This is a genomic window from Micromonospora halophytica (genome assembly GCF_900090245.1).
GTDB classification, from domain to species: domain Bacteria; phylum Actinomycetota; class Actinomycetes; order Mycobacteriales; family Micromonosporaceae; genus Micromonospora; species Micromonospora halophytica.
This window is the reverse complement of sequence record NZ_FMDN01000004.1, coordinates 164,709-183,356: the sequence shown is the minus strand read 5'-3', so window position 1 is coordinate 183,356 and position 18,648 is coordinate 164,709. Positions and strand designations below refer to the sequence as shown.

The 18,648-nt window shown below is 73.8% G+C and carries 20 protein-coding genes; 19 read left to right on the top strand and 1 reads right to left on the bottom strand.

Annotated elements, in window-relative coordinates:
• Positions 1-198: 198 nt before the first annotated feature.
• The 7 genes from GA0070560_RS08325 (at position 199) to GA0070560_RS08295 (ending at position 6,635) form a co-directional block, all read left to right on the top strand.
• The gene (locus GA0070560_RS08325; protein ID WP_091293383.1) at positions 199-909 is read left to right on the top strand and encodes an SRPBCC family protein; all 711 of its coding nucleotides are present in this window, start codon (positions 199-201) and stop codon (positions 907-909) included.
• The gene (locus GA0070560_RS08320; RefSeq protein WP_091293380.1) at positions 906-1,310 is read left to right on the top strand and encodes a cupin domain-containing protein; all 405 of its coding nucleotides are present in this window, start codon (positions 906-908) and stop codon (positions 1,308-1,310) included. The genes GA0070560_RS08325 and GA0070560_RS08320 overlap by 4 nt, the downstream gene beginning before the upstream one ends.
• Positions 1,307-2,575, top strand: a complete 1,269-nt coding sequence (locus tag GA0070560_RS08315; RefSeq protein WP_091293378.1) for a beta-ketoacyl-[acyl-carrier-protein] synthase family protein — start codon at positions 1,307-1,309, stop codon at positions 2,573-2,575. Before GA0070560_RS08320 ends, GA0070560_RS08315 begins: the two co-directional genes overlap by 4 nt.
• The gene (locus GA0070560_RS08310) at positions 2,572-3,822 is read left to right on the top strand and encodes a beta-ketoacyl synthase N-terminal-like domain-containing protein (protein ID WP_091293376.1); all 1,251 of its coding nucleotides are present in this window, start codon (positions 2,572-2,574) and stop codon (positions 3,820-3,822) included. Before GA0070560_RS08315 ends, GA0070560_RS08310 begins: the two co-directional genes overlap by 4 nt.
• The gene (locus GA0070560_RS08305) at positions 3,819-4,142 is read left to right on the top strand and encodes an antibiotic biosynthesis monooxygenase family protein (protein WP_091293374.1); all 324 of its coding nucleotides are present in this window, start codon (positions 3,819-3,821) and stop codon (positions 4,140-4,142) included. Before GA0070560_RS08310 ends, GA0070560_RS08305 begins: the two co-directional genes overlap by 4 nt.
• A gap of 473 nt (positions 4,143-4,615) precedes the next feature.
• On the top strand, positions 4,616-4,936 hold the full coding sequence (locus GA0070560_RS08300; RefSeq protein WP_088974806.1) for a DMT family transporter: 321 nt from the start codon (positions 4,616-4,618) through the stop codon (positions 4,934-4,936).
• A 307-nt stretch (positions 4,937-5,243) separates the two neighbouring features.
• Positions 5,244-6,635, top strand: a complete 1,392-nt coding sequence (locus tag GA0070560_RS08295) for a class I adenylate-forming enzyme family protein (RefSeq protein ID WP_091293700.1) — start codon at positions 5,244-5,246, stop codon at positions 6,633-6,635.
• Positions 6,636-6,670: 35 nt separating this feature from the next.
• On the opposite strand, the gene GA0070560_RS08290 is transcribed toward GA0070560_RS08295, so the two are convergent.
• Positions 6,671-7,276, bottom strand: a complete 606-nt coding sequence (locus GA0070560_RS08290; protein WP_091293371.1) for a 4'-phosphopantetheinyl transferase family protein — start codon at positions 7,274-7,276, stop codon at positions 6,671-6,673.
• A gap of 17 nt (positions 7,277-7,293) precedes the next feature.
• On the opposite strand from GA0070560_RS08290, the gene GA0070560_RS08285 reads away from it, so the two are divergent.
• The 12 genes from GA0070560_RS08285 (at position 7,294) to GA0070560_RS08230 (ending at position 18,583) form a co-directional block, all read left to right on the top strand.
• Complete coding sequence (locus GA0070560_RS08285; protein WP_091293368.1) at positions 7,294-7,560, top strand: acyl carrier protein; 267 nt, start codon at positions 7,294-7,296, stop codon at positions 7,558-7,560.
• Complete coding sequence (locus GA0070560_RS08280; RefSeq protein ID WP_091293366.1) at positions 7,560-7,805, top strand: hypothetical protein; 246 nt, start codon at positions 7,560-7,562, stop codon at positions 7,803-7,805. The genes GA0070560_RS08285 and GA0070560_RS08280 overlap by 1 nt, the downstream gene beginning before the upstream one ends.
• A complete protein-coding gene (locus GA0070560_RS08275; protein WP_091293364.1) occupies positions 7,798-9,003 on the top strand; it encodes a beta-ketoacyl-[acyl-carrier-protein] synthase family protein in 1,206 nt (401 codons plus the stop codon). The genes GA0070560_RS08280 and GA0070560_RS08275 overlap by 8 nt, the downstream gene beginning before the upstream one ends.
• Positions 9,000-9,518, top strand: coding sequence for a beta-ketoacyl synthase chain length factor (locus tag GA0070560_RS08270; RefSeq protein ID WP_091293361.1), 519 nt, complete (start codon positions 9,000-9,002; stop codon positions 9,516-9,518). The genes GA0070560_RS08275 and GA0070560_RS08270 overlap by 4 nt, the downstream gene beginning before the upstream one ends.
• The gene (locus tag GA0070560_RS08265; protein ID WP_091293358.1) at positions 9,515-11,131 is read left to right on the top strand and encodes a class I adenylate-forming enzyme family protein; all 1,617 of its coding nucleotides are present in this window, start codon (positions 9,515-9,517) and stop codon (positions 11,129-11,131) included. The genes GA0070560_RS08270 and GA0070560_RS08265 overlap by 4 nt, the downstream gene beginning before the upstream one ends.
• The gene (locus GA0070560_RS08260; protein ID WP_091293355.1) at positions 11,128-12,387 is read left to right on the top strand and encodes a beta-ketoacyl-[acyl-carrier-protein] synthase family protein; all 1,260 of its coding nucleotides are present in this window, start codon (positions 11,128-11,130) and stop codon (positions 12,385-12,387) included. The genes GA0070560_RS08265 and GA0070560_RS08260 overlap by 4 nt, the downstream gene beginning before the upstream one ends.
• Positions 12,388-12,457: 70 nt before the next feature.
• On the top strand, positions 12,458-13,567 hold the full coding sequence (gene hppD, locus GA0070560_RS08255) for a 4-hydroxyphenylpyruvate dioxygenase (protein WP_091293353.1): 1,110 nt from the start codon (positions 12,458-12,460) through the stop codon (positions 13,565-13,567).
• Positions 13,564-14,487, top strand: a complete 924-nt coding sequence (locus tag GA0070560_RS08250; protein ID WP_091293350.1) for a phytanoyl-CoA dioxygenase family protein — start codon at positions 13,564-13,566, stop codon at positions 14,485-14,487. Before hppD ends, GA0070560_RS08250 begins: the two co-directional genes overlap by 4 nt.
• Before the next feature lies 1 nt (position 14,488).
• The gene (locus GA0070560_RS08245) at positions 14,489-15,286 is read left to right on the top strand and encodes a DUF3050 domain-containing protein (protein WP_091293348.1); all 798 of its coding nucleotides are present in this window, start codon (positions 14,489-14,491) and stop codon (positions 15,284-15,286) included.
• A complete protein-coding gene (locus tag GA0070560_RS08240) occupies positions 15,283-16,254 on the top strand; it encodes a thiamine pyrophosphate-dependent dehydrogenase E1 component subunit alpha (protein WP_091293345.1) in 972 nt (323 codons plus the stop codon). Before GA0070560_RS08245 ends, GA0070560_RS08240 begins: the two co-directional genes overlap by 4 nt.
• Entirely contained in the window at positions 16,254-17,228 is a 975-nt protein-coding gene (locus GA0070560_RS08235; protein ID WP_091293343.1) for an alpha-ketoacid dehydrogenase subunit beta, read from the top strand. The genes GA0070560_RS08240 and GA0070560_RS08235 overlap by 1 nt, the downstream gene beginning before the upstream one ends.
• Complete coding sequence (locus tag GA0070560_RS08230; RefSeq protein WP_170839328.1) at positions 17,225-18,583, top strand: hypothetical protein; 1,359 nt, start codon at positions 17,225-17,227, stop codon at positions 18,581-18,583. Before GA0070560_RS08235 ends, GA0070560_RS08230 begins: the two co-directional genes overlap by 4 nt.
• Positions 18,584-18,648: the final 65 nt, after the last annotated feature.

Sequence of the window (18,648 nt, the reverse complement as noted above, 5' to 3'; positions counted from 1 at the left end):
CCGCCGCGCCGCCGGTGTCCGGGGTGCCGGCGCCGGCCGGGCCGCGGCCGGGCGTCGCGCCGCCGCTGCGTCCGGCTGTGCCGCCGCTGCGGGCCGCCGTCGGGCCGGACCCCGCCGCGCCCTCGCCATCCACCCGTCCGGTCGCCGCCACCACGGCGTCGACCGCCCATCCGTCCTGACCGCGACCGAGGAGGAACGATGACCGTCACGCACGGCCAGCCACTCACCACCGAGATCACCGCCATCCTGGTGGCGCACTGCGGCCTGGACGCCGACGCGGCCGCCCGCGCGCCCGCCGCCTCGCTGGAGGAACTGGGCATGGACTCCCTGGCTCTGCTGGAGCTCTCCGCCGTGGTCGCCGACCGGTGGCGGGTGCAGATCCCCGAACAGGCCGGGCAGCTCAGCATCCCCGCCGTGGCCGACCTGGTCGCCCGGGACGCCCGGCCGGCGGCCGGGCACACCGAGAACAGCATCGTCATCGCCGCCCCGCTGGCCCTGGTCTGGGACATCACCAACGACGTGGCCGGCTGGACGGAGCTGTTCACCGAGTACGCCGTGGTGGAGATCCTGCACCGCGACGGCGACACGGTGCGCTTCCGGCTCACCATGCACCCCGACGAGAACGGGATCTCCTGGAGCTGGGTCAGCGAACGCACCGCCGACCCCGCGACCCGGCAGGTCCGGGCGCACCGGGTGGAGACCGGGCCGTTCGAGTACATGCGAATCCACTGGAGCTACACCGAGGAGCCCGAGGGCACCCGGATGACCTGGGTGCAGGACTTCGCGATGAAACCGAGCGCGCCGGTGGACGACGCCGGCATGACCGAGCGGATCAACACCAACAGCAGGATCCAGCTCGCCGTCATCAAGGACACCATCGAGCGGGCGTACGCGGGAGGCACCCGATGACCGAGATCACCACCGGGCCGGTCGCCGCCCGGGACGTCGCCGCGGACCGGCGGCGCGGCGGCGAGCTGCGGGTCCTGCTCGGCCCGCGCACCGTCGGCAGCACCTCCGGATTCATGGGGGTGGCGGCGCTGGCCTCCGGGGAGCGGATCGCCGAGCACTACCACCCCTACAGCGAGGAGTTCCTGTACGTGGCGCGGGGCGCGATCACCGTCGACCTGGACGACGAGCCGGTGCCGCTGGCCGCCGGGGAGGCGCTGTTCGTACCGCGCAACGTGCGTCACCGGCTGCGCAACACCGGCGACGAGCCGGCCGAGGTGGTCTTCCACCTGGGCCCCCTGGCACCCCGCCCGGAGCTCGGCCACGTCGACACCGAGCTCGTCGAACAGCGGGGCGGGTCGTGACCGGGCGCCGCACGGTCGTCACCGGCGTCGGGGTGGTCGCGCCGGGCGGCGCCACCCGGGACCGCTTCTGGAAGACCGTGACGGAGGGGCGTACGGCCACCCGGCGGATCAGCTTCTTCGACCCGTCGCCGTACCGCTCCCAGATCGCCGCCGAGTGCGACTTCGACCCCGATGCCGCCGGCATCACCCTCGCCGAGCGGCAGCGCGCCGACCGGTACGTGCAGTTCGCGCTGGCCTGCTCCACCGAGGCGCTGGCCGACAGCGGCCTGGAACTCACCGACGCCGAGCGGGACGTCACCGGCGTGGTGCTCGGCACCGCCGTCGGCGGCACCATGGCCCTGGAGCAGGAGTACGTGCGGGTCAGCGACTCCGGCCGGCGGTGGCTGGTCGACCACGCCCTCGGTGGGCCGTACCTCTACCCGGCGCTGGTGCCGAGCAGCCTCGCCGCCGACGTGGCCGTGCGGCACGGCCTGCACGGCCCCGCCCAGGTGATCTCCACCGGCTGCACCTCCGGCATCGACGCCATCGGCTACGCCCACCAGCTCATCGTCGACGGCGAGGCCGACGTCGTGCTGGCCGGCGCGTCCGACTCGCCGATCTCCCCGGTCACCGTCGCCTCGTTCGACGCGATCAAGGCGACCAGCCCGGACAACGACGATCCGGCGCACGCCTCCCGCCCGTTCGACGCCGACCGGCACGGCTTCGTCCTCGCCGAGGGCGCCGCGGTGCTGGTGCTGGAGGAGTGGGAGCACGCCCGCCGCCGGGGCGCGCACGTCTACTGCGAACTGTCCGGGTACGCCAGCCGCGCCAACGGCTTCCACATGACCGGGCTGCGCCCGGACGGGGTGGAGATGGGCCTGGCCATCACCGACGCGCTGCGCCAGTCCCGGCTGTCCCCGCAGGACGTGTCGTACATCAGCGCGCACGGCTCCGGCACCCGGCAGAACGACCGGCACGAGACGGCGGCGTTCAAGCGGGCGCTCGGCGAGGCGGCGTACGGGGTGCCGATCAGCTCGATCAAGTCGATGGTCGGCCATTCGCTCGGCGCGATCGGCTCGATCGAGATGGCCGCCTGTGCCCTCGCCATCGAGTACGGCGTGGTGCCGCCGACGGCCAACTGGGCCACCCGGGACCCGGAGTGCGACCTGGACTACGTGCCGAACGTGGCCCGGGAGACCCCGGTGGACGTGGCGCTGTCGGTGGGCAGTGGCTTCGGCGGGTTCCAGTCCGCGATGGTCCTCCGCCGGCTGGCGGTGCACCAATGAGCGTCCGGGCGGTGGTCACCGGGATCGGCGTGGTGGCCCCCAGCGGCGTCGGGGTCGACGCGCACTGGCGCACGGTGGTCGACGGCACCCGGCGCACCGGGCCGATCACCCTGTTCGACCCCGCGGGCTATCCGACCCGGGTGGCCGGCGAGGTGTCCGGCTTCGACCCGTCGGCGTACGCCGACGCCCGGCAGCTCGTGCAGACCGACCGCTGGACCCACCTCGGCCTCGCCGCCACGAAGCTCGCGCTCGCCGACGCCGGGCTGCCCGAGCGGGCCCCCGACCCGTACGGCTGGGCGGTCACCCTGGCCAGCTCGTCGGGGGGCAACCTGTTCGGGCAGCGGGAGCTGCAACGGCTCTGGGGCGGCGCCAGCCGCACCGTCGGGGCGTACCAGTCGATCGCCTGGTTCTACGCGGCCAGCGTCGGGCAGCTCTCCATCCACCACCAGTTCAAGGGGCCGTGCGGGGTGCTGGTCGCCGAGTCCGCCGGCGGGCTGGACAGCCTCGCCCACGCGGTGCGCACCGTGCGCCGGGGTACGCCGGTGGTCCTCGCGGGCGCGACCGAGTGCCCGCTGAGCCCGTACGCGCTGGCCTGCCAGCTCCGCTCCGGCCTGCTCAGCGACGTCTCCGACCCGGAGGCGGCGTACCGGCCGTTCGACCGCTCGGCCGGTGGCTACGTGCCCGCCGAGGGTGGGGCGGTGTTCGTGGTGGAGGAGCTGGGGCACGCCCTGGCCCGGGGGGCCCGGGTGTACGGCGAGGTGACCGGCTGGGGTGCCACCCACGACGCCGTGCACACCGGCCCGGACGGCGCAGGCGACCCGGGCCGGTACGCCCGGGCGATGCGGCTGGCCCTGGACCGTTCCGGCGTCGGCGCGGACGAGGTGGACGTGGTCCTGCCCGATGCCCTCGGGGTGCCCCGCTACGACCGCGCCGAGGCCGAGGCGCTGCGCGCGGTCTTCGGCGACCGGCCACCGCCGGTGAGCACGCACAAGCCGCTGACCGGCCGCGCCCACCAGGGCGGCTCCGCGCTGGACGTGGCGACCGCGCTGCTCGCCTTCCGCCACGACACGCTGCCCGCCTCCGCCGGCCCACGCCGGCCGGCGCCGGGCTGCGAGCTGGACTTCCTGCGTACGCCTCGGCAGCCGCGCAGCCGGCTCGCGCTGGTCTGCGCCAGGGGGTTCGACGGTTTCAACAGCGCGCTGGTGCTGCGCGGAGCGCCGCCGGCACCGAGAGGAGCAGCGGAATGAGCACGCAACGGGCCCGGATCGTCTTTCTGGTTCGTGTCGCCGAGGAGCGCACGGCGGACTTCCTGCGGGCGTACGAGGCGGTGCGGCACCTGGTCGCCGAGGGCGTGCCGGGGCACCTGGTCGACCAGGTGTGCCGGTCGGCCGCCGACCCGGAGCAGTGGTTGATCACCAGCGAGTGGGAGACCCTGGCCGACTTCGAGGCCTGGGAACGCAGCCCCGAGCACCGGGACCTGGTGCGGCCGATGCGGGAGTGCTTCAGCGATGCGCGGTCGTTGCGCTTCGTCATCCACGCGCAGACGCCGGAGGTCGCCCGGGTCTGAACCGGCGGCGGTCCGGCTCTCCACAGTCGTGGACGACGGCACTGGACCGTTACTGAAGGTAATCGTCAGCCGTCACTTCGGATCGCTACGGTGGGTCATCGGGCTGGTGGGGTCCGCATTTCCATCGCGCGTCCTTTGCTCTGCACCCATCGACGCGCCACCGTCGTGACCAGGTAGTGGACCAGGTGAGGTGGCGGCCACGATCGCGCCGTCCGGCTACCCGATGTGACCGGCGCGTCCGTGGGTGCAGAGCAAAGCGCGTCAGCCCCGGTGCCGTCGCTGTGCCGTCTGCTTACGCCGGGTAAGCGCCTGTCGCTATCGCCGGACCGGGACCAGGGGCCCGGTGGCGGCCGTAAGGAGGGCACGAGGCGACGACCGCCGATGGGGTCTCGCCGGCCGCAGCCGCAGCCGCGCCCGGTGGAATGGCCTGCCGGCCCACGTCCGGCTGCGCGCCGTCGTCGAGGATGACGGGCATGGCGTACGTCTTCCTGCTGCTCGCGATCTCCGCCGAGGTCCTCGGCACCAGCCTGCTCAAGGCGACCGACGGGTTCACCCGGCTCTGGCCGACCCTCGGGCTGGCCGGGTCGTACCTGTTCGCCTTCGGCATGCTCGCCCTGGCGGTGCGCGACATCCCGGTCGGCGTGGCCTACGCGGTCTGGTCGGGGCTGGGCACGGCGGCGATCGTGGCGATCGGCGCGGTGTTCCTCGGCGAGCCGCTGAGCGTGACCAAGGTGGTCGGTGTCGGCCTGGTCGTCGCCGGGGTGGTGGTGCTTAACCTCGGCGGCGCCCACTAGGCGTCTCCGCCACCCTTTGTTGTCCGGGCCTCCGGCCGACCGTCCTGTCGGGTATTGGCCGGGTGTATCCGACGTGCCCGGGCATGTGGGCATGAGGCGTCCACAGTGGCAGCACGATCGCCGGACGCGCCTGATCCTGCCTGTCCGATCGAGTGTCGGCAATCCGGCCAGCCGCCCTTTTTGATCTAGCCATTTGCACCTAGCAATGATTCTCGGGGCTGTCGTAGTGTTCCGACAGCACCCCGAAAGATGCACTTGATGGGCGGATTACGCCCTATTTGACGCTGGGCGGTGGGCGGCAGTGACCATGGATCGTCCGACGGAAAATCTTACGGCACAGGACCCGGCCTGGGTCGATGACGTATTGCTCGCCGGTCCTGCGACCGACATTTGTCTCCGACTTCCGGAAGCGGTCGACCGGGGCACCTTGCGGCAACTGGTCGGCGATGCGCAGACCCGTCTGGCCGCCGCCGGACTGCGTCCCGGTGGGGCCGCCGCGCTGCGGCTGCCGCCCTCGCTGGCGTACGTGGTGAACCTGCTGGCCACCTGGCGCAGCGGCGCGCAGGCGATCCTGCTCGACCACCGGCTCACCGACCACGAGGTCGACCGGGCACTGCAGCGGCTCACCCCGCAGGTGGTCGTCGCCCCGGTCCGCACCGGCGGCGGCGCGCTGCGCATCTTCGTCGACGTCACCGAGGGCGTCACCGCCCACTCGGCGCAGCCCGCCGTCAGCGGGCACGCGGTGATCCAGCTCAGCTCCGGCTCCACCGGACCGTCCAAGGTGATCGGGCGTACGGCGGCGGACCTCGTCGCCGAGGTGCACCGCTACACCCGCATCGACGGGGTGGCGCTGCCCGGCGAACGGATCATCCTGCTGCCGTCCATGGTGCACGTGCTGGGCCTCGTCGGTGGCCTGCTCTACGGCCTGCACGCCAACGTCGAGCTGGTCCCGCCCGAGCGACTGGGCGGGGACGCGATCCTCGCCGCGATCCGCGCGCAGGACACCCCGGCGACCGTGCTCGGCGTGCCGTTCCACATCGGACTGCTCGCCTCCACCCGCGCCGACGGCCCGCTGCCACAGCTCAAGCGGATGACCACCGGCGGGGAACTGGTGCCCGCGGCGACCGCCCAGGCGTTCGCCGACCGCTTCGGCGTCCCGCTGGGCAACATGTACGGGATGACCGAGGTCGGGGTGATCGGCACCGACCTGTACGGCCGGCACCGCCCCTCGATCATGCCCGCCCCCGGCATCGAGGTGCGCGAGGTCGGCGGCGAGCTCCGGGTGAGCTGTCCCGCCTCGCCGTACGTCGGGCTCAGCGACCCCAGCCGGTGGGCCGACGGTTGGCTGCACACCCGCGACGCCGGCACCGTCGACCCGGCCACCGGCCTGGTCACCGTCAAGGGCCGGCTCGACTCGCAGGTCTCCGTCGGTGGCCTGAAGGTGGACCTCACCGAGGTCGAGGCCACCCTCACCGGGCTGCCCGGGGTCGCCGCCGCCGTGGTCGTCTACGACGACGGCATCACCGCCTACGTGCAGCCCGACGGGCCGCTGTCGGAGGAGGTGCTGGAGAAGCTCCTCGCCGAACGGCTCGCCGGCTACAAGCGTCCGCGCACCCTGCACCTGGTCGACCAGCTGCCCCGGACCACCACCGGCAAGCTGGTGCGCGCGGTCCCCGTGCTGCGGGCGGCCGCCCCGTGACCGGCCCGCTGGGCGAGCACCCGGGCCTCGCCCCGCTACCCGAGGAGGACGGTCACCTCGCCGACCGGCGCGGCGACCGCGACGGCCAGCACCAACCCGTCCGGGCACGGCGGGTGCCCGACCCGGACGTCGGCCAGCTGCGGGACGGGGCGCAGCAGCGACCGGGGATGATCGGGCACCGGCATGCGACGGCGCAACCCGCCGTCGCGCAGCCCCCGGCCGAGCGCCTTCCCGACCGCCTCCTTGGCCGTCCAGAGCAGCAGGAAACCGTCCGCCCGGGCGTCCTCCGGCAACCCGCTCAGCCAGGCCACCTCCTGCGGGGCGTACCAGCGGCGGGCCAGCGCCACCGCGGGCAGCCGGCGGCGCCGCTCGACGTCCACCCCGACCGCTCCGGCCCGGCGGGCGGCGACCACCACCACGCCGTCGCCGTGACTGACGCTCACCGGCAGCACCGCGGCCCCGGCCCGTACCCGGGGCCGACCGTCCGGCCCGTGACCGACCACGACCTCCCGCTCCACCCGGCCGAGCAGCGCGGACCCCGCGCGCCGCAACAGCCGCCGCGCCACCTCCGGCCGACCGCCGGCGGTACGGCCGACCCACACGTGCACGGTGTCCTGACCGGACACCGGTAGCTCGCTCACGAAAAGAGGTTAAAGCCATGCGAGACGAGGTCCGCACCTTCGTCATCGAGCAGCTCGAGGACATGAACTACGACGTCGAGGAGATCGACGACACGACGACCCTCGGTCCGTCCGGCGTCGACCTGGAGTCCCTGGCCCTGGCCGACCTGGCCGTACGGGTGGAGGACCGCTACGGCGTGAAGTTCGCCGACGACGAGTCGGAGAAGCTCGCCCTGATGACCGTCGGCGAGTTCACCACCATGGTCGCCGACCGGGTCGCCGGGTCGACCAGCGACAACCGCTGATGTCCGGTCGGCCCGACCTGGGGCGAGCTGACCTGGTGAGCATGCTCGCCGAACTGACCGCGAAACCCGTCGACCAGGTGCCGCACCGGGTCGGCTCGATGGAACTCGCCTGGCTCGTGCACCTGGTCGAGCAGCGCTACGACCGGCGGATGGACCTCACCGACGACCAGCTCGCCGGGATCCGCACCGTCGACGACGCCCTGGCGGTGTTCCGTACCTCGCTGACCAGCCCCGCAGATGGGTGAGCGGGAGCCCGTACCGATCTCCGGAATGCATGCGGTCAGCGCCCTGGGCAGGGGCGCCGACGCGCAGCTCGCCGGTGTGCTCTGCGGAGCGCCGGCGTTCCGGCCGGTACGCCGATTCGACACCACCGGCCGCCGGGTGACCGTCGCGGCGACCCTGCCCGACGTCGGGACGCTGTCCGACGAACTGGCCGACGCGATCGACGCCGCCTGCCGGGCGGCCGGCCTGCACCCCGCCGACCGGGCGGACTCCGCCCTGCTGCTGGCCACCCACGGTGGCCCGATCTCGCAACCCGGACCGTTCCGTGCCGACCGGCCCGTCGATCCCGTCGACGGCTCGACCGGCGGGACCGACGGCAGCACCGACCGGCGGGCGCAGGCGCCCGGCGGGCCGCAGGTGCCGGCGCTCGCCGGTCACCTCGCCCGGCGGTGCGGCCTCGGCGGTCCGACCCGGATCTACACCAGCGCCTGCGTCTCGGCGAGCACGGCGGTGGCCGACGCCGCCGCCATGATCCGCCGGGGCGATCGGGAACGGGTCGTGGTCGCCGCCGGCTACCTGGTCGAGCCGGACCAGTTCGCGCTCTTCGACGCCGGCCGGGCGCTCGCTGCCGACGGGGCCGTACGCCCGTTCAGTGCCGGCCGCAAAGGCCTGCTGCTCGGCGACGGGGTGGCCGCGGTGGTGCTGGAATCCGCCGAGGCGGCCCGTCGCCGGGGCGCCGAGCCGGTCGCGACCCTGCACGGCTGGGGGCGGGCCGGGGACGCGTACCACCCGTGCCAGCCGGACCCGGCCGGACGCGGGCTGGCCCGGGCGGTCGGGGCGGCGCTGGGCAGAGCGGGACTGCCGGCCGCCGCGGTCGGCTACGTCAACGCCAACGCCACCGGCACCGGGTACAGCGACGCCTCCGAGGCGGCCGCGCTGCGCCTCGCCCTCGGCGACCTCGCCGACCGGGTGCCGGTCAGCTCCACCAAGTCGCTGCACGGGCACGCGCTGGAAGCCTCCGGCCTGCTCGAGCTGGTGGTGACCGTGCTGGCCCTACGGCACGGCAAGCTGCCGGTCAACGCCGGCTGGCTCGGCCCCGACGAGGCCTGCCCGCTGGACGTGGTCATCGACGCGCCCCGGCCCGTCGGCAGCCCGTACGCGCTCAGCCTCAACGCGGCCTTCGGCGGCGCGAACACCGCCCTGCTGGTGGGCGCGCCGTGAGCGCGGGGTCGGCGACGCCCCGGCTGCTGGCCGAGGCGCGCTGGCCCGAACCCGGCGACGGTGATCCACCGCCGCTGCCCGGGTTCGTGCACTCGCCGTTCCACCCGCTGGTGGCCGCGGTCGCCGACCGCTGCCTCACCCGCCGGTACGGCGAACGCCCCGTCCCGCCGGGAGTGCGCTGCGCGGTGGTGCTGGCCAGCGCGGCGGGGGACCGGCCCAGCGCCGAGCACGTCCGGGCCACGGTCGCCGCCGGGGGCCGGATCGGGCCGCTGTTCTTCTTCCAGTCGGTGCCGAACAGCGTCGCCGGGCACGTCGCGGCGCGCTGGGGACTGGCCGGCCCGGTGGTGTGCCTGAGCCCGACGGGGGATCCGAGGGCCGACGTCACCGCCGAGGCGGAACTGCTGCTGCATGACGGCGACGCCGACGAGGCGTTGCTGGTCCTGATCGAACAGGCATCCGACGGCGCCCCCACCGGGGCGGTCGCGGTGCTGCTGGGGGGAGGAACGAGTCCATGAGGACGAAGGGACTGCGCGGGGCGCTCGCCGCCGACACCGAGATCGGCGCCGGCAACGTGCTCGCCCGGGTGCTGGCGCACGGGGCGGACCCGCAGGGGCCGGGGTTGACCTTCGACACCGCCGTCGACGGGCACCCGGCCGAGCAGCCGCTGACCCTGGGCCAGCTCGACGAGCGGGTGGCCGCCCGGGCCGCCTGGCTGCACGAGCGGGGGGTCCGGCCCCGTGACCCGGTGGCGGTCTGGGCCACCGGCGCCGCCGACATGGTGCTCAGCTTCCTGGCGCTGGCCCGCCTCGGCGCGATCCCGGCGCTGATGAACGGCAGGCTGCGCCCGGAGATCGCCGCCGAGTACATCCGCCGGCTGCGGGCCGCCGGGGTGCTCGCCGATGCCGCGCACACCGAGCTGCTCGTCGGCCACGAGCTGGGCGCGCCGCTGCTCGGTCAGCCCGCCGAGGCGGGCGCCGGCGACCCGGCAGCCGCCCCCGCCCACTACCGGCACCACGACGAGGATCCGATCGTCATCACCCACACCTCGGGCACGACCGGGGTGCCCAAGGCGGTGCTGCACTCGCACGCCAGCCTCTTCGCCGCCACCCGGCACCTGCTGTCCATGCCGCAGGCGCAGGGCACCAGCCGCATCCTCAACGCGTTGCCCGCCCCGCACACCGCGACCGTGCTGATGGTCAACCAGGCGCTGGGCAACCGGGCGGAGATGTTCCTCCTCTCCGACCAGGGCGGGGAGCGGGTGCTCGACGCCATCCAGCGGTGGCGTCCCGACGGGGTGTTCGGCTTCTCCGTCACCTGGGCGGAGCTGGCCCGCTTCGACCTCTCCGCATACGACCTGGATTCGGTGCGGCTGTGGTTCAACACCGGCGACTGCTCGCACGAGCCGCACGTACGCCGCCTGGTCGCGGTCGGCTCCCGGGACGTGATGACCCGCGACGGGGTGACCCGGGTGCCCGGGTCGGTCTTCATCGACGGGCTCGGCTCCAGCGAGATGGGCCACTCGATGTTCCACGTCACGCACACCGTCGACACCGACCGGTACGGCCGCTGCGTGGGCCGCCCGTACCGGTTCACCAAGGTCGCCGTGCTCGACCCGGACGGCAACGAACTGCCGCCCGGGCAGGTGGGGTGGCTCGGTATCGACTCACCCTCGCTGTTCCGCGGCTACTGGAACGACTCGGTCACCACGTACCGGTCCCGGCTGCGCGGCTGGTACCTCACCGGCGACCTGGTGCACGCCGACGCCGACGGCCGCTACTACCACATGGACCGGGCGGTCGACTCGGTCGACGCCGGGGACGGACGGTGGTTCTTCACCGCGCTGTCGGAGGAGCGGATCCTCGCCGCCTGCCCCGACGTCACCGACTGCACCGTGGTCATCGTCCGCGAGGGCGACACGGTGATCACCGACGTACTGCTCGACCTGGCTGCCGGCGCGGACCCGGACACCGACCGCACCCCGGCGGTACGCGCCGCGCTCGGCCCGCACGTCGGGGCGACCCTGCGCCGGGTGGTGCCGGTGCGCGCCGACGACCTCCCGGTCACCGTCACCGGCAAGGTCCGCAAGGTGGCGCTGCGTGAGCGTTACCTGAGCGAGTCACCGTCATGAGCGCCGTCATCACCGGGATGGGGCTGTTCAGCCCCGTCGGGCGGGGAGCGGTGGCCACCTTCGACGCGTTGACCAGCGGTAAGTCGGGGCTGACCCGACCGCCCGAGGGGCACCCCGCCCGGGAGTCGCTCGAGGTCGCCGGCCTGCTGCCGGCGATCGACCCGCGCACCGTCGCCTCCGGCCCGGAGACCAAGGTGCTGGACCGGATCGTGGTGCTGGCCCTGCTCACCGCCGCCGACGCGCTCGCCGACGCCGGCATCGAGGTCGGCCGGGACGTCGACCCCCGGCGCATCGGGGTGATCGTCGGCGGAGTGGGCGGCATGTCGACGCTGGAGTCGCAGGTGATCGCCCGGGCCGCCCGGGGCCGGGCCGCGGTCAGCCCGTACCTGCTGACCGGGATCCTGCCGAACATGCCGGCGGCGCGGATCGCCATCGCGCACGGCATCCGCGGCTACAGCTCCTCGGTCGGCACGGCCTGCGCCTCCGGCGCGCAGTCGGTCGCCGACGCGGTCCGGCTGATCCGCGCCGGCGAGGCCGACGTGGTGGTCTGCGGGGCCAGCGAGGCGCCGCTGTTCCCGACCTTCGCCGACACCTTCGGCAACGCCCGGGCCCTCGCGCGGGGCTGGGACGACCCGACCGAGGCCAGCCGGCCGTTCGACCGCCGGCGCAACGGATTCGTCCTGGCCGAGGGGGCGGCGCTGCTGGTGCTGGAGCGCGCCGAGCACGCCGCCGCGCGCGGCGTCACCGGCTACGCCGAGGTCACCGGGTACGGGGCGACGACCGACGCCCACCACCCGACCGCGCCCCGCCCCGACGGCGCGGGAGCGGCCGAGTGCATGCGGCGGGCGCTGGCCGCCGGGGGAGTGACAGCGGGCGACGTCGGCTACGTCAACGCCCACGGCACCGGCACCAAACTCGGCGACGTCGCCGAGACGACTGCGCTGAGAGAGGTTTTCGGCGACGGTGGAGTGCCGGTCAGCTCCACCAAGGCACTCACCGGGCACCTCCTCGGCGCCTCCGGGGTGGTGGAGGCGGCGGCCTGCGCGCTGGCGCTCGGCGCGGGACTGCTGCCCCCGACGTACCACCTCGACGACCCGGACCCGGACTGCCCGGCGGACCACGTCCGTGGCCGGGCCCGGCCGAGCGGGACGGAGTTCGCGCTGACCAACTCGTTCGGCTTCGGCGGCCAGAACGTCAGCCTGCTGCTGCGGCGCGTCGCCGGGGCGGGCGCGCGGGCGACCGGGCCGGGCAACTGATCGACGCTCCACCCCGGGCGGCACGCGCCCGGGCAGCGGTCACGGGGGGACATGGGGAAGGGCTGGACAGATGGACATACATGGAATCGACCACATCGAACTGTACGTGGGGGACGCCCGGCAGGCCGCCTTCTACTTCGGCACCGCCGTCGGCTTCCAGCTGCGGGGACAGGGAGGACCGGAGACCGGGCTCGACGGGCAGCGCTCCCTGCTGCTGACCCAGGGCGACATCCGGATGGTGCTCACCACCGGGCTGACCGCCGAGCACCCCGCCACCGAGTACGTCCGCCGGCACGGCGACGGGATCGCCGTGGTGGCCTTCGAGGTCGACGACGCCGCCGGGGCGTACGCGGAGCTGGTGGCCCGGGGTGCGACCGGGGTGACCGCGCCGCGCACCTGGACCGGTGCGGACGCGGAGGTGGTGACCGCGGAGGTCGGTGGCTTCGGTGACGTGCTGCACCGCCTCGTCGAGCGGCGCGGTGACCGGGCGGAGTTCCTGCCCGGGGCGGTGGAGCTGGCCCCGGCGGCCGGTGCCGGGCAGAAGCTGCTGCTCGACGTCGACCACCTGGCGGTCTGTGTGCCGCCCGGCCAGCTGGCCGCCACCGTCGCCCACTACCAGCGGGTCTTCGGCTTCCGGGAGATCTTCACCGAGCACATCGAGGTGGCCGGCCAGGCGATGAACTCGACGGTGGTGCAGAGCGACTCCGAGCGGGTCACGCTGGTGCTGCTGGAGCCGGACACGTCCCGGCGGCCCGGGCAGATCGACGCGTTCCTCACCGCGCACCACGGCGCCGGGGTGCAGCACCTCGGGCTGCGCACCGACGACATCGTCACCGCCGTCGGCGCGCTGGCCGAGCGCGGGGTGCGTTTCGCCGGGACCCCCGCCACCTACTACGACGACCTGGAGCGGCGGGTCGGCACGGTCGACGCGCCGCTGGACCGCCTCTGCGAGCTGGGCATCCTGGTCGACCGCGACCACGGCGGCCAGCTGCTGCAGATCTTCACCGAGTCGATGCACGTGCGGCGCACCCTCTTCCTCGAACTCATCGAGCGGCGCGGGGCGCGCACCTTCGGCAGCGGCAACATCAAGGCGCTCTACGAAGCCAAGGAACGGGAGCTGGCCGCGGCGGGGGCGACCCCCGGCGTCGGGGCCGGCACGGCACGAGGAGTTGGGGCATGACCACCACACATCCGACACTGACCGCCGAGGAGGAGGCGCTGCTGCCCTCCGACTCCGACGTGCGCTTCTACGCCGAACACGGCTGGTACCTGTCGAAGAAGCTGTTCACCGACGAGGAGGTGGACGCGCTCACCGCGGCCACCGACCGTTACTACGACGGCGAACGCGACCGCACCCTGCCGGTACGGCCGCCGAAGCTCGCCTACTGGGACCCGTCCAAGGGGCCGGTGCAGCGGCACAACGACTACGTCCACTACGAGCACGACGCGATCGGCGCGATCCTGCGCAAGCCGCTGATCGGGGCAGTCGCCGCCCGGCTGGCCCGTGCCGCCGAGATCCGCGTCTTCCAGTCCACGCTGATCTACAAGCCGCCGATCTCCGGTGAGCCCTCGAACATCGTGCCCTGGCACTTCGACAAGCACTACTGGGCGTCCTCGTCGTCGGACGACATGCTCACCGCGTTCATCCCGTTCCACGACTGCGGTGCGGAGATGGGCACCATCACCATGGTCGACGGCTCGCACCGCTGGTCCGAGATCGGTGCCGACGACACCGTGGTGCGGCACTTCGCCGAGCGTGACCGCGACCAGCTGGAAGAGATGCTGGCCGAGAACGCGGCGCACAACGGCGCGGAGATCCGCAAGATCCCGATGGTGATCCCCAAGGGACACATGAGCTTCCACCACTGCCGCATCTACCACGGCAGCGGCGCCAATGTCAGCGATCGTCCCCGCCGGGCGATCTCCCTGCACCTGCAGGACGGCGCGAACGCCTGGCGGGAGTTCCCGCTGTCGGACGGCACGCACGCCTCGTACAACCACGACGTGCTGGTCCGTCGCACCGACGACGGGCGGCCGGACTACGCCGACCCCGACTACTGCCCGGTCATCTGGCGCGAGCGCGCCCCGCAGGGAGGCTGACATGTCACGGTACGACTGGGGTAGGACCCACCCGGGCATCGAGCGGCTGGAGCAGGCGGTGGCCGACCGCCGCGACGCGGTCGTCAAGCACCCGCTCTACGCCAACCTGGACACCCACGAGGCGCTGGTGACCTTCATGGAGCACCACGTCTTCGCGGTCTGGGACTTCATGTCCCTGCTGAAGTCGTTGCAGCGGCAGCTCACCTGCGTGAGCGTGCCGTGGATCCCGACCGGTCCGACCGGCAGCCGCCGCCTGATCAACGACATCGTGATGGTGGAGGAGAGCGACGAGCGCGGCGACGGCTACATCAGCCACTTCGAGCTGTACGTCGAGGGCATGAAAGAGGCCGGCGCGGACACCACCGCCGTGGAGCGGCTGGTCGACCTGCTGCGGGCCGGCCGGCCGGTGACCGGGGCGCTGGCCGAGGCGGGTGTGCCCGGCCCGTCGGCCGAGTTCGCCGCCACCACCTGGAAGATCATCGAGTCGACCCCGGTGCACTGCCAGGCCGCGGCCTTCGCGTTCGGCCGGGAGGACCTGATCCCCGACATGTTCACCCAGGTCGTCGCCGTCAACGAGCGCAGCCGCCGGCTGCACACGTTCGTCGACTACCTGGAGCGGCACATCGAGGTCGACGGCGAGCAGCACACCCCGATGGCGATGCAGATGCTCGCCGACCTGTGCGGCGACGACGACGTCAAGTGGCAGGAGTGCGCCGACACGGTCAACCTGGCGCTGACCGCCCGGGCGAAGCTCTGGGACGACATCCTCGCCGCGGTGAAGGAGGGGCGCGACAGGTGACCGACGCCGACCCGGTCCGGCTCTACCGCACGGTACGGCTGATCCGCCGCTTCGAGGAGCGGGCCATCGACCTGGTCCGCGCCGGGACGATCGTCGGCGGCATCCACCCGTACCTCGGTCAGGAGGGGATCGCCGCCGGGGTGTGCGCCGCGCTGCGCGGGACGGACCTGGTCACCGGCACCCATCGCGGGCACGGGCACGTGCTCGCGAAGGGTGCCGACCCGGCCCGGATGATGGCCGAGCTGTGCGGGCGGGAGACCGGCCTCAACCGGGGCCGGGGCGGGTCGATGCACGCCGCCGACTTCTCGGTCGGGGTGCTCGGCGCCAACGCCATCGTCGGCGCCGCCGGCGCGATCCTCACCGGAGCGGTGTGGGCGCGTCGGCGGCGCGGCGAGGACGTGGTGGGGGCGACCTTCTTCGGCGACGGCGCGGTCAACGAGGGGATGCTGCTGGAGGCGTTCAACCTGGCCGCGCTCTGGCGGGTGCCGGTCCTGTTCGTCTGCGAGAACAACGGCTACGCCACCACCATGCCCGTCGACGGCGCGGTGGCCGGGACCATCACCGGCCGCGCCGAGGCGTTCGGCATGCCGGCCGCCGTCGTCGACGGTCAGGACCCGCAGCAGGTACACGCGGCCGCGGCGGCCGCCGTCGGGCGGATGCGCGACGGCGGCGGGCCGGAGTTGGTCGAGGCCCGCACCTACCGCTTCGACGCCCACCACACCTTCGAACACGTGGTACGCCTCGACTACCGCCCGCCGCAGGAGGTGACCGCCGGCCGTTCCCGCGACCCGGTGCGGATCCAGGGTGGGCGGCTGTCCGACGCCGAGCGGGCCGCCGTCGACGCCGAGGTGGAGGCGACCCTCGACGCGGCCGTGGCGTACGCCCTGGCCAGCCCTGAACCGGACCCGGCCGGGGCGCTCGACCACCTGTACGCCAGCGGGCTGAACGCCCGGTCGGGAGGTGCCTGATGCCCAGGCTGTCGTACCGCAAGGCGCTCACCCGGGCGCTCGCCGACGAACTCGCCCGTGACGAGCGGGTGTTCCTGCTGGGCGAGGACATCCGGGTGGCCGCCTCGCACGTCACCGCCGGACTGTTCACCCGGTTCGGCCCGGAGCGGGTGCTCGACACCCCGCTGTCGGAGCAGGCGTTCACCAGTTTCGCCACCGGGGCGGCGCTGGCGGGGATGCGGCCGGTGGTGGAGTTCCAGATCCCGTCGCTGCTCTTCCTGGTCTTCGAGCAGATCGTCAACCACGCGCACAAGTTCCCGCTGATGACCGGCGGGCAGTGCGCCGCCCCGGTCACCTACCTGGTGCCCGGTTCCGGCTCCCGGACCGGCTGGGCCGGGCAGCACTCCGACCACCCGTACTCGCTCTTCGCGCACGTCGGGATCGTCACCGCGGTGCCGGCCACCCCGACCGACGCGTACGGGCTGCTGGTGTCGGCGATCCGGCACGACGACCCGGTGGTGGTGTTCGCTCCGGCCGGCGCGCTCGACGTGCGCGAGGACGTCGACTTCGCCGCCCTCGCCCCGGTGCCGCTCGGTCGGGGCGTGGTACGCCGGGCCGGCGACGACGTCACGGTGGTCGCCGTGGGGCACCTGGTGCACGACGCCCTCGCCGTCGCCGAGGAACTGGCCGGGCAGGTGTCGGTGGAGGTCTTCGACCCGCGCACGCTCTACCCGTTCGACCTCGACGGGTTGTGCGCGTCGGTGGCGAGGACGGGTCGACTGGTGGTGGTCGACGACTCCAACCGGTCCTGCGGCATCGCCGCCGAGATCATCGCCAGCATCGTGGAACGGGTGCCGCTGGCCGCCCCGCCCCGCCGGGTCACCCGCCCGGACGGGGCGGTGCTCCCCTTCGCCCCCGGGCTGGACCGGGCCGTGCAGCCCGGCCGGGCCGCCCTCACCGCCGCCATCCACCTCGTCACCAAGGACGGAACATGATCGACGTGAACTACCCGTGGCCGCCGGCCGGGCAGGCGTGGCAGAGCCTGCCGGCGCAGACCCGGCGGGCGATGGTCGCCGCCGGCGCGCAGGAGTGGGAGCGGATCTTCCACGGCCGGGCGACGTACAACAAGCAGTGGCGGCTGGCCCGGCCGACGGTGATGACGGCCGACTCGTTCCGGGAGCTGAACGAGGTCTGCGACCGGATCGCCCAGCTCATCCTGGACGCCTGCCGGCGGCGTGCCCGGACGGCGGGGGAGCTGCGCGCGCTGCTCGGCGTGCCGCAGGGCGACACCCGGCTGCTCGACGAGGACGAGCCGTTGTCCGAGGCGCTGCTGGCGGCGTACCGGCCGGACGTGCTGCTCTCCGGCGGTGAGCCGCGGATCGTCGAGTACAACATCGACAGCAGCCTCGGCGGCGGCTTCGACGCCGACACCGTGATCCAGCGTTTCGCCGCGCTGTACCGGGAGCGGGGCCTGCTCGACGGGGTGCCGGCCCGGCCCGCGCCGTCCCTGCTGGACCAGCGGTTCGTGGCGATCCGCGACGAGCTGGGGCTGGCCGACGGGGCCCGGGTGGCGCTGCTGATGGACTTCGACGCCGAGTATCCGGGTCTGGACGACCCCGACACGTTCATCCGGATCCTCTCGCCCCTGGTCGCGCAGGCCGCCCGTTTCGGCATCGACCTGGTCATCGCCCCGGTCGCCACGGCGCGGTTGGACGACGCGAAGCGGCTGGTGGTCGGCGGCGCGCCGGTGGACGCGCTGTTCCGGCTCTTCGTGCCGAACCGGGTCACCCCGAGCGCCGGGCTGGAGGCGGTGGCCGGCGCCCTGGCGGCCGGCACTCTGCCGATGTTCGTCAGCGCCGCCGCCTGGCTGCTCGGCAACAAGATCAATTTCGCCTGGCTGTACGAGGACCTCGACCGGCTTCCCGCCGACGACCAGGCCCTGATCCGCCGGTACGTGCCGCACACCGTGGCGCTCACCGGGGCCGAACTGGACCGGGCCCTCGCCGACCAGGCCAACCTGGTGGCCAAGCCGGCCGACGGCTCCGCCGGCCACGACGTGCTGATCGGCCCGGAGTTGAGCCCGGCCGCCTGGGCCGACGGGGTGCGCGCGGCGATCGCCCGGGGCGGCAACATCCTGCAGGCGTACATGCCGGCCGACCGGGTGGCGATGGACTTCGTGCAGATCGAGACCGGCGAGGTGGTCACGGCCGACGTGCCGTACAGCATCGCCCCGTACCTGTTCGGCCGCACCGGCTCCGGGGCCCTGGCCCGGGTCGGCTACCCGGGCTGCGAGGGCGTGCTCAACCTCGCCCGCGGTGTTCTGCTGACCGGCATGCTCCTCACTGACTGACCGGTCCCGCCCACCCGCTTCGCTGAAGATCGGGTAGCGGATTCCGGCACGACACGCCGGCGTCC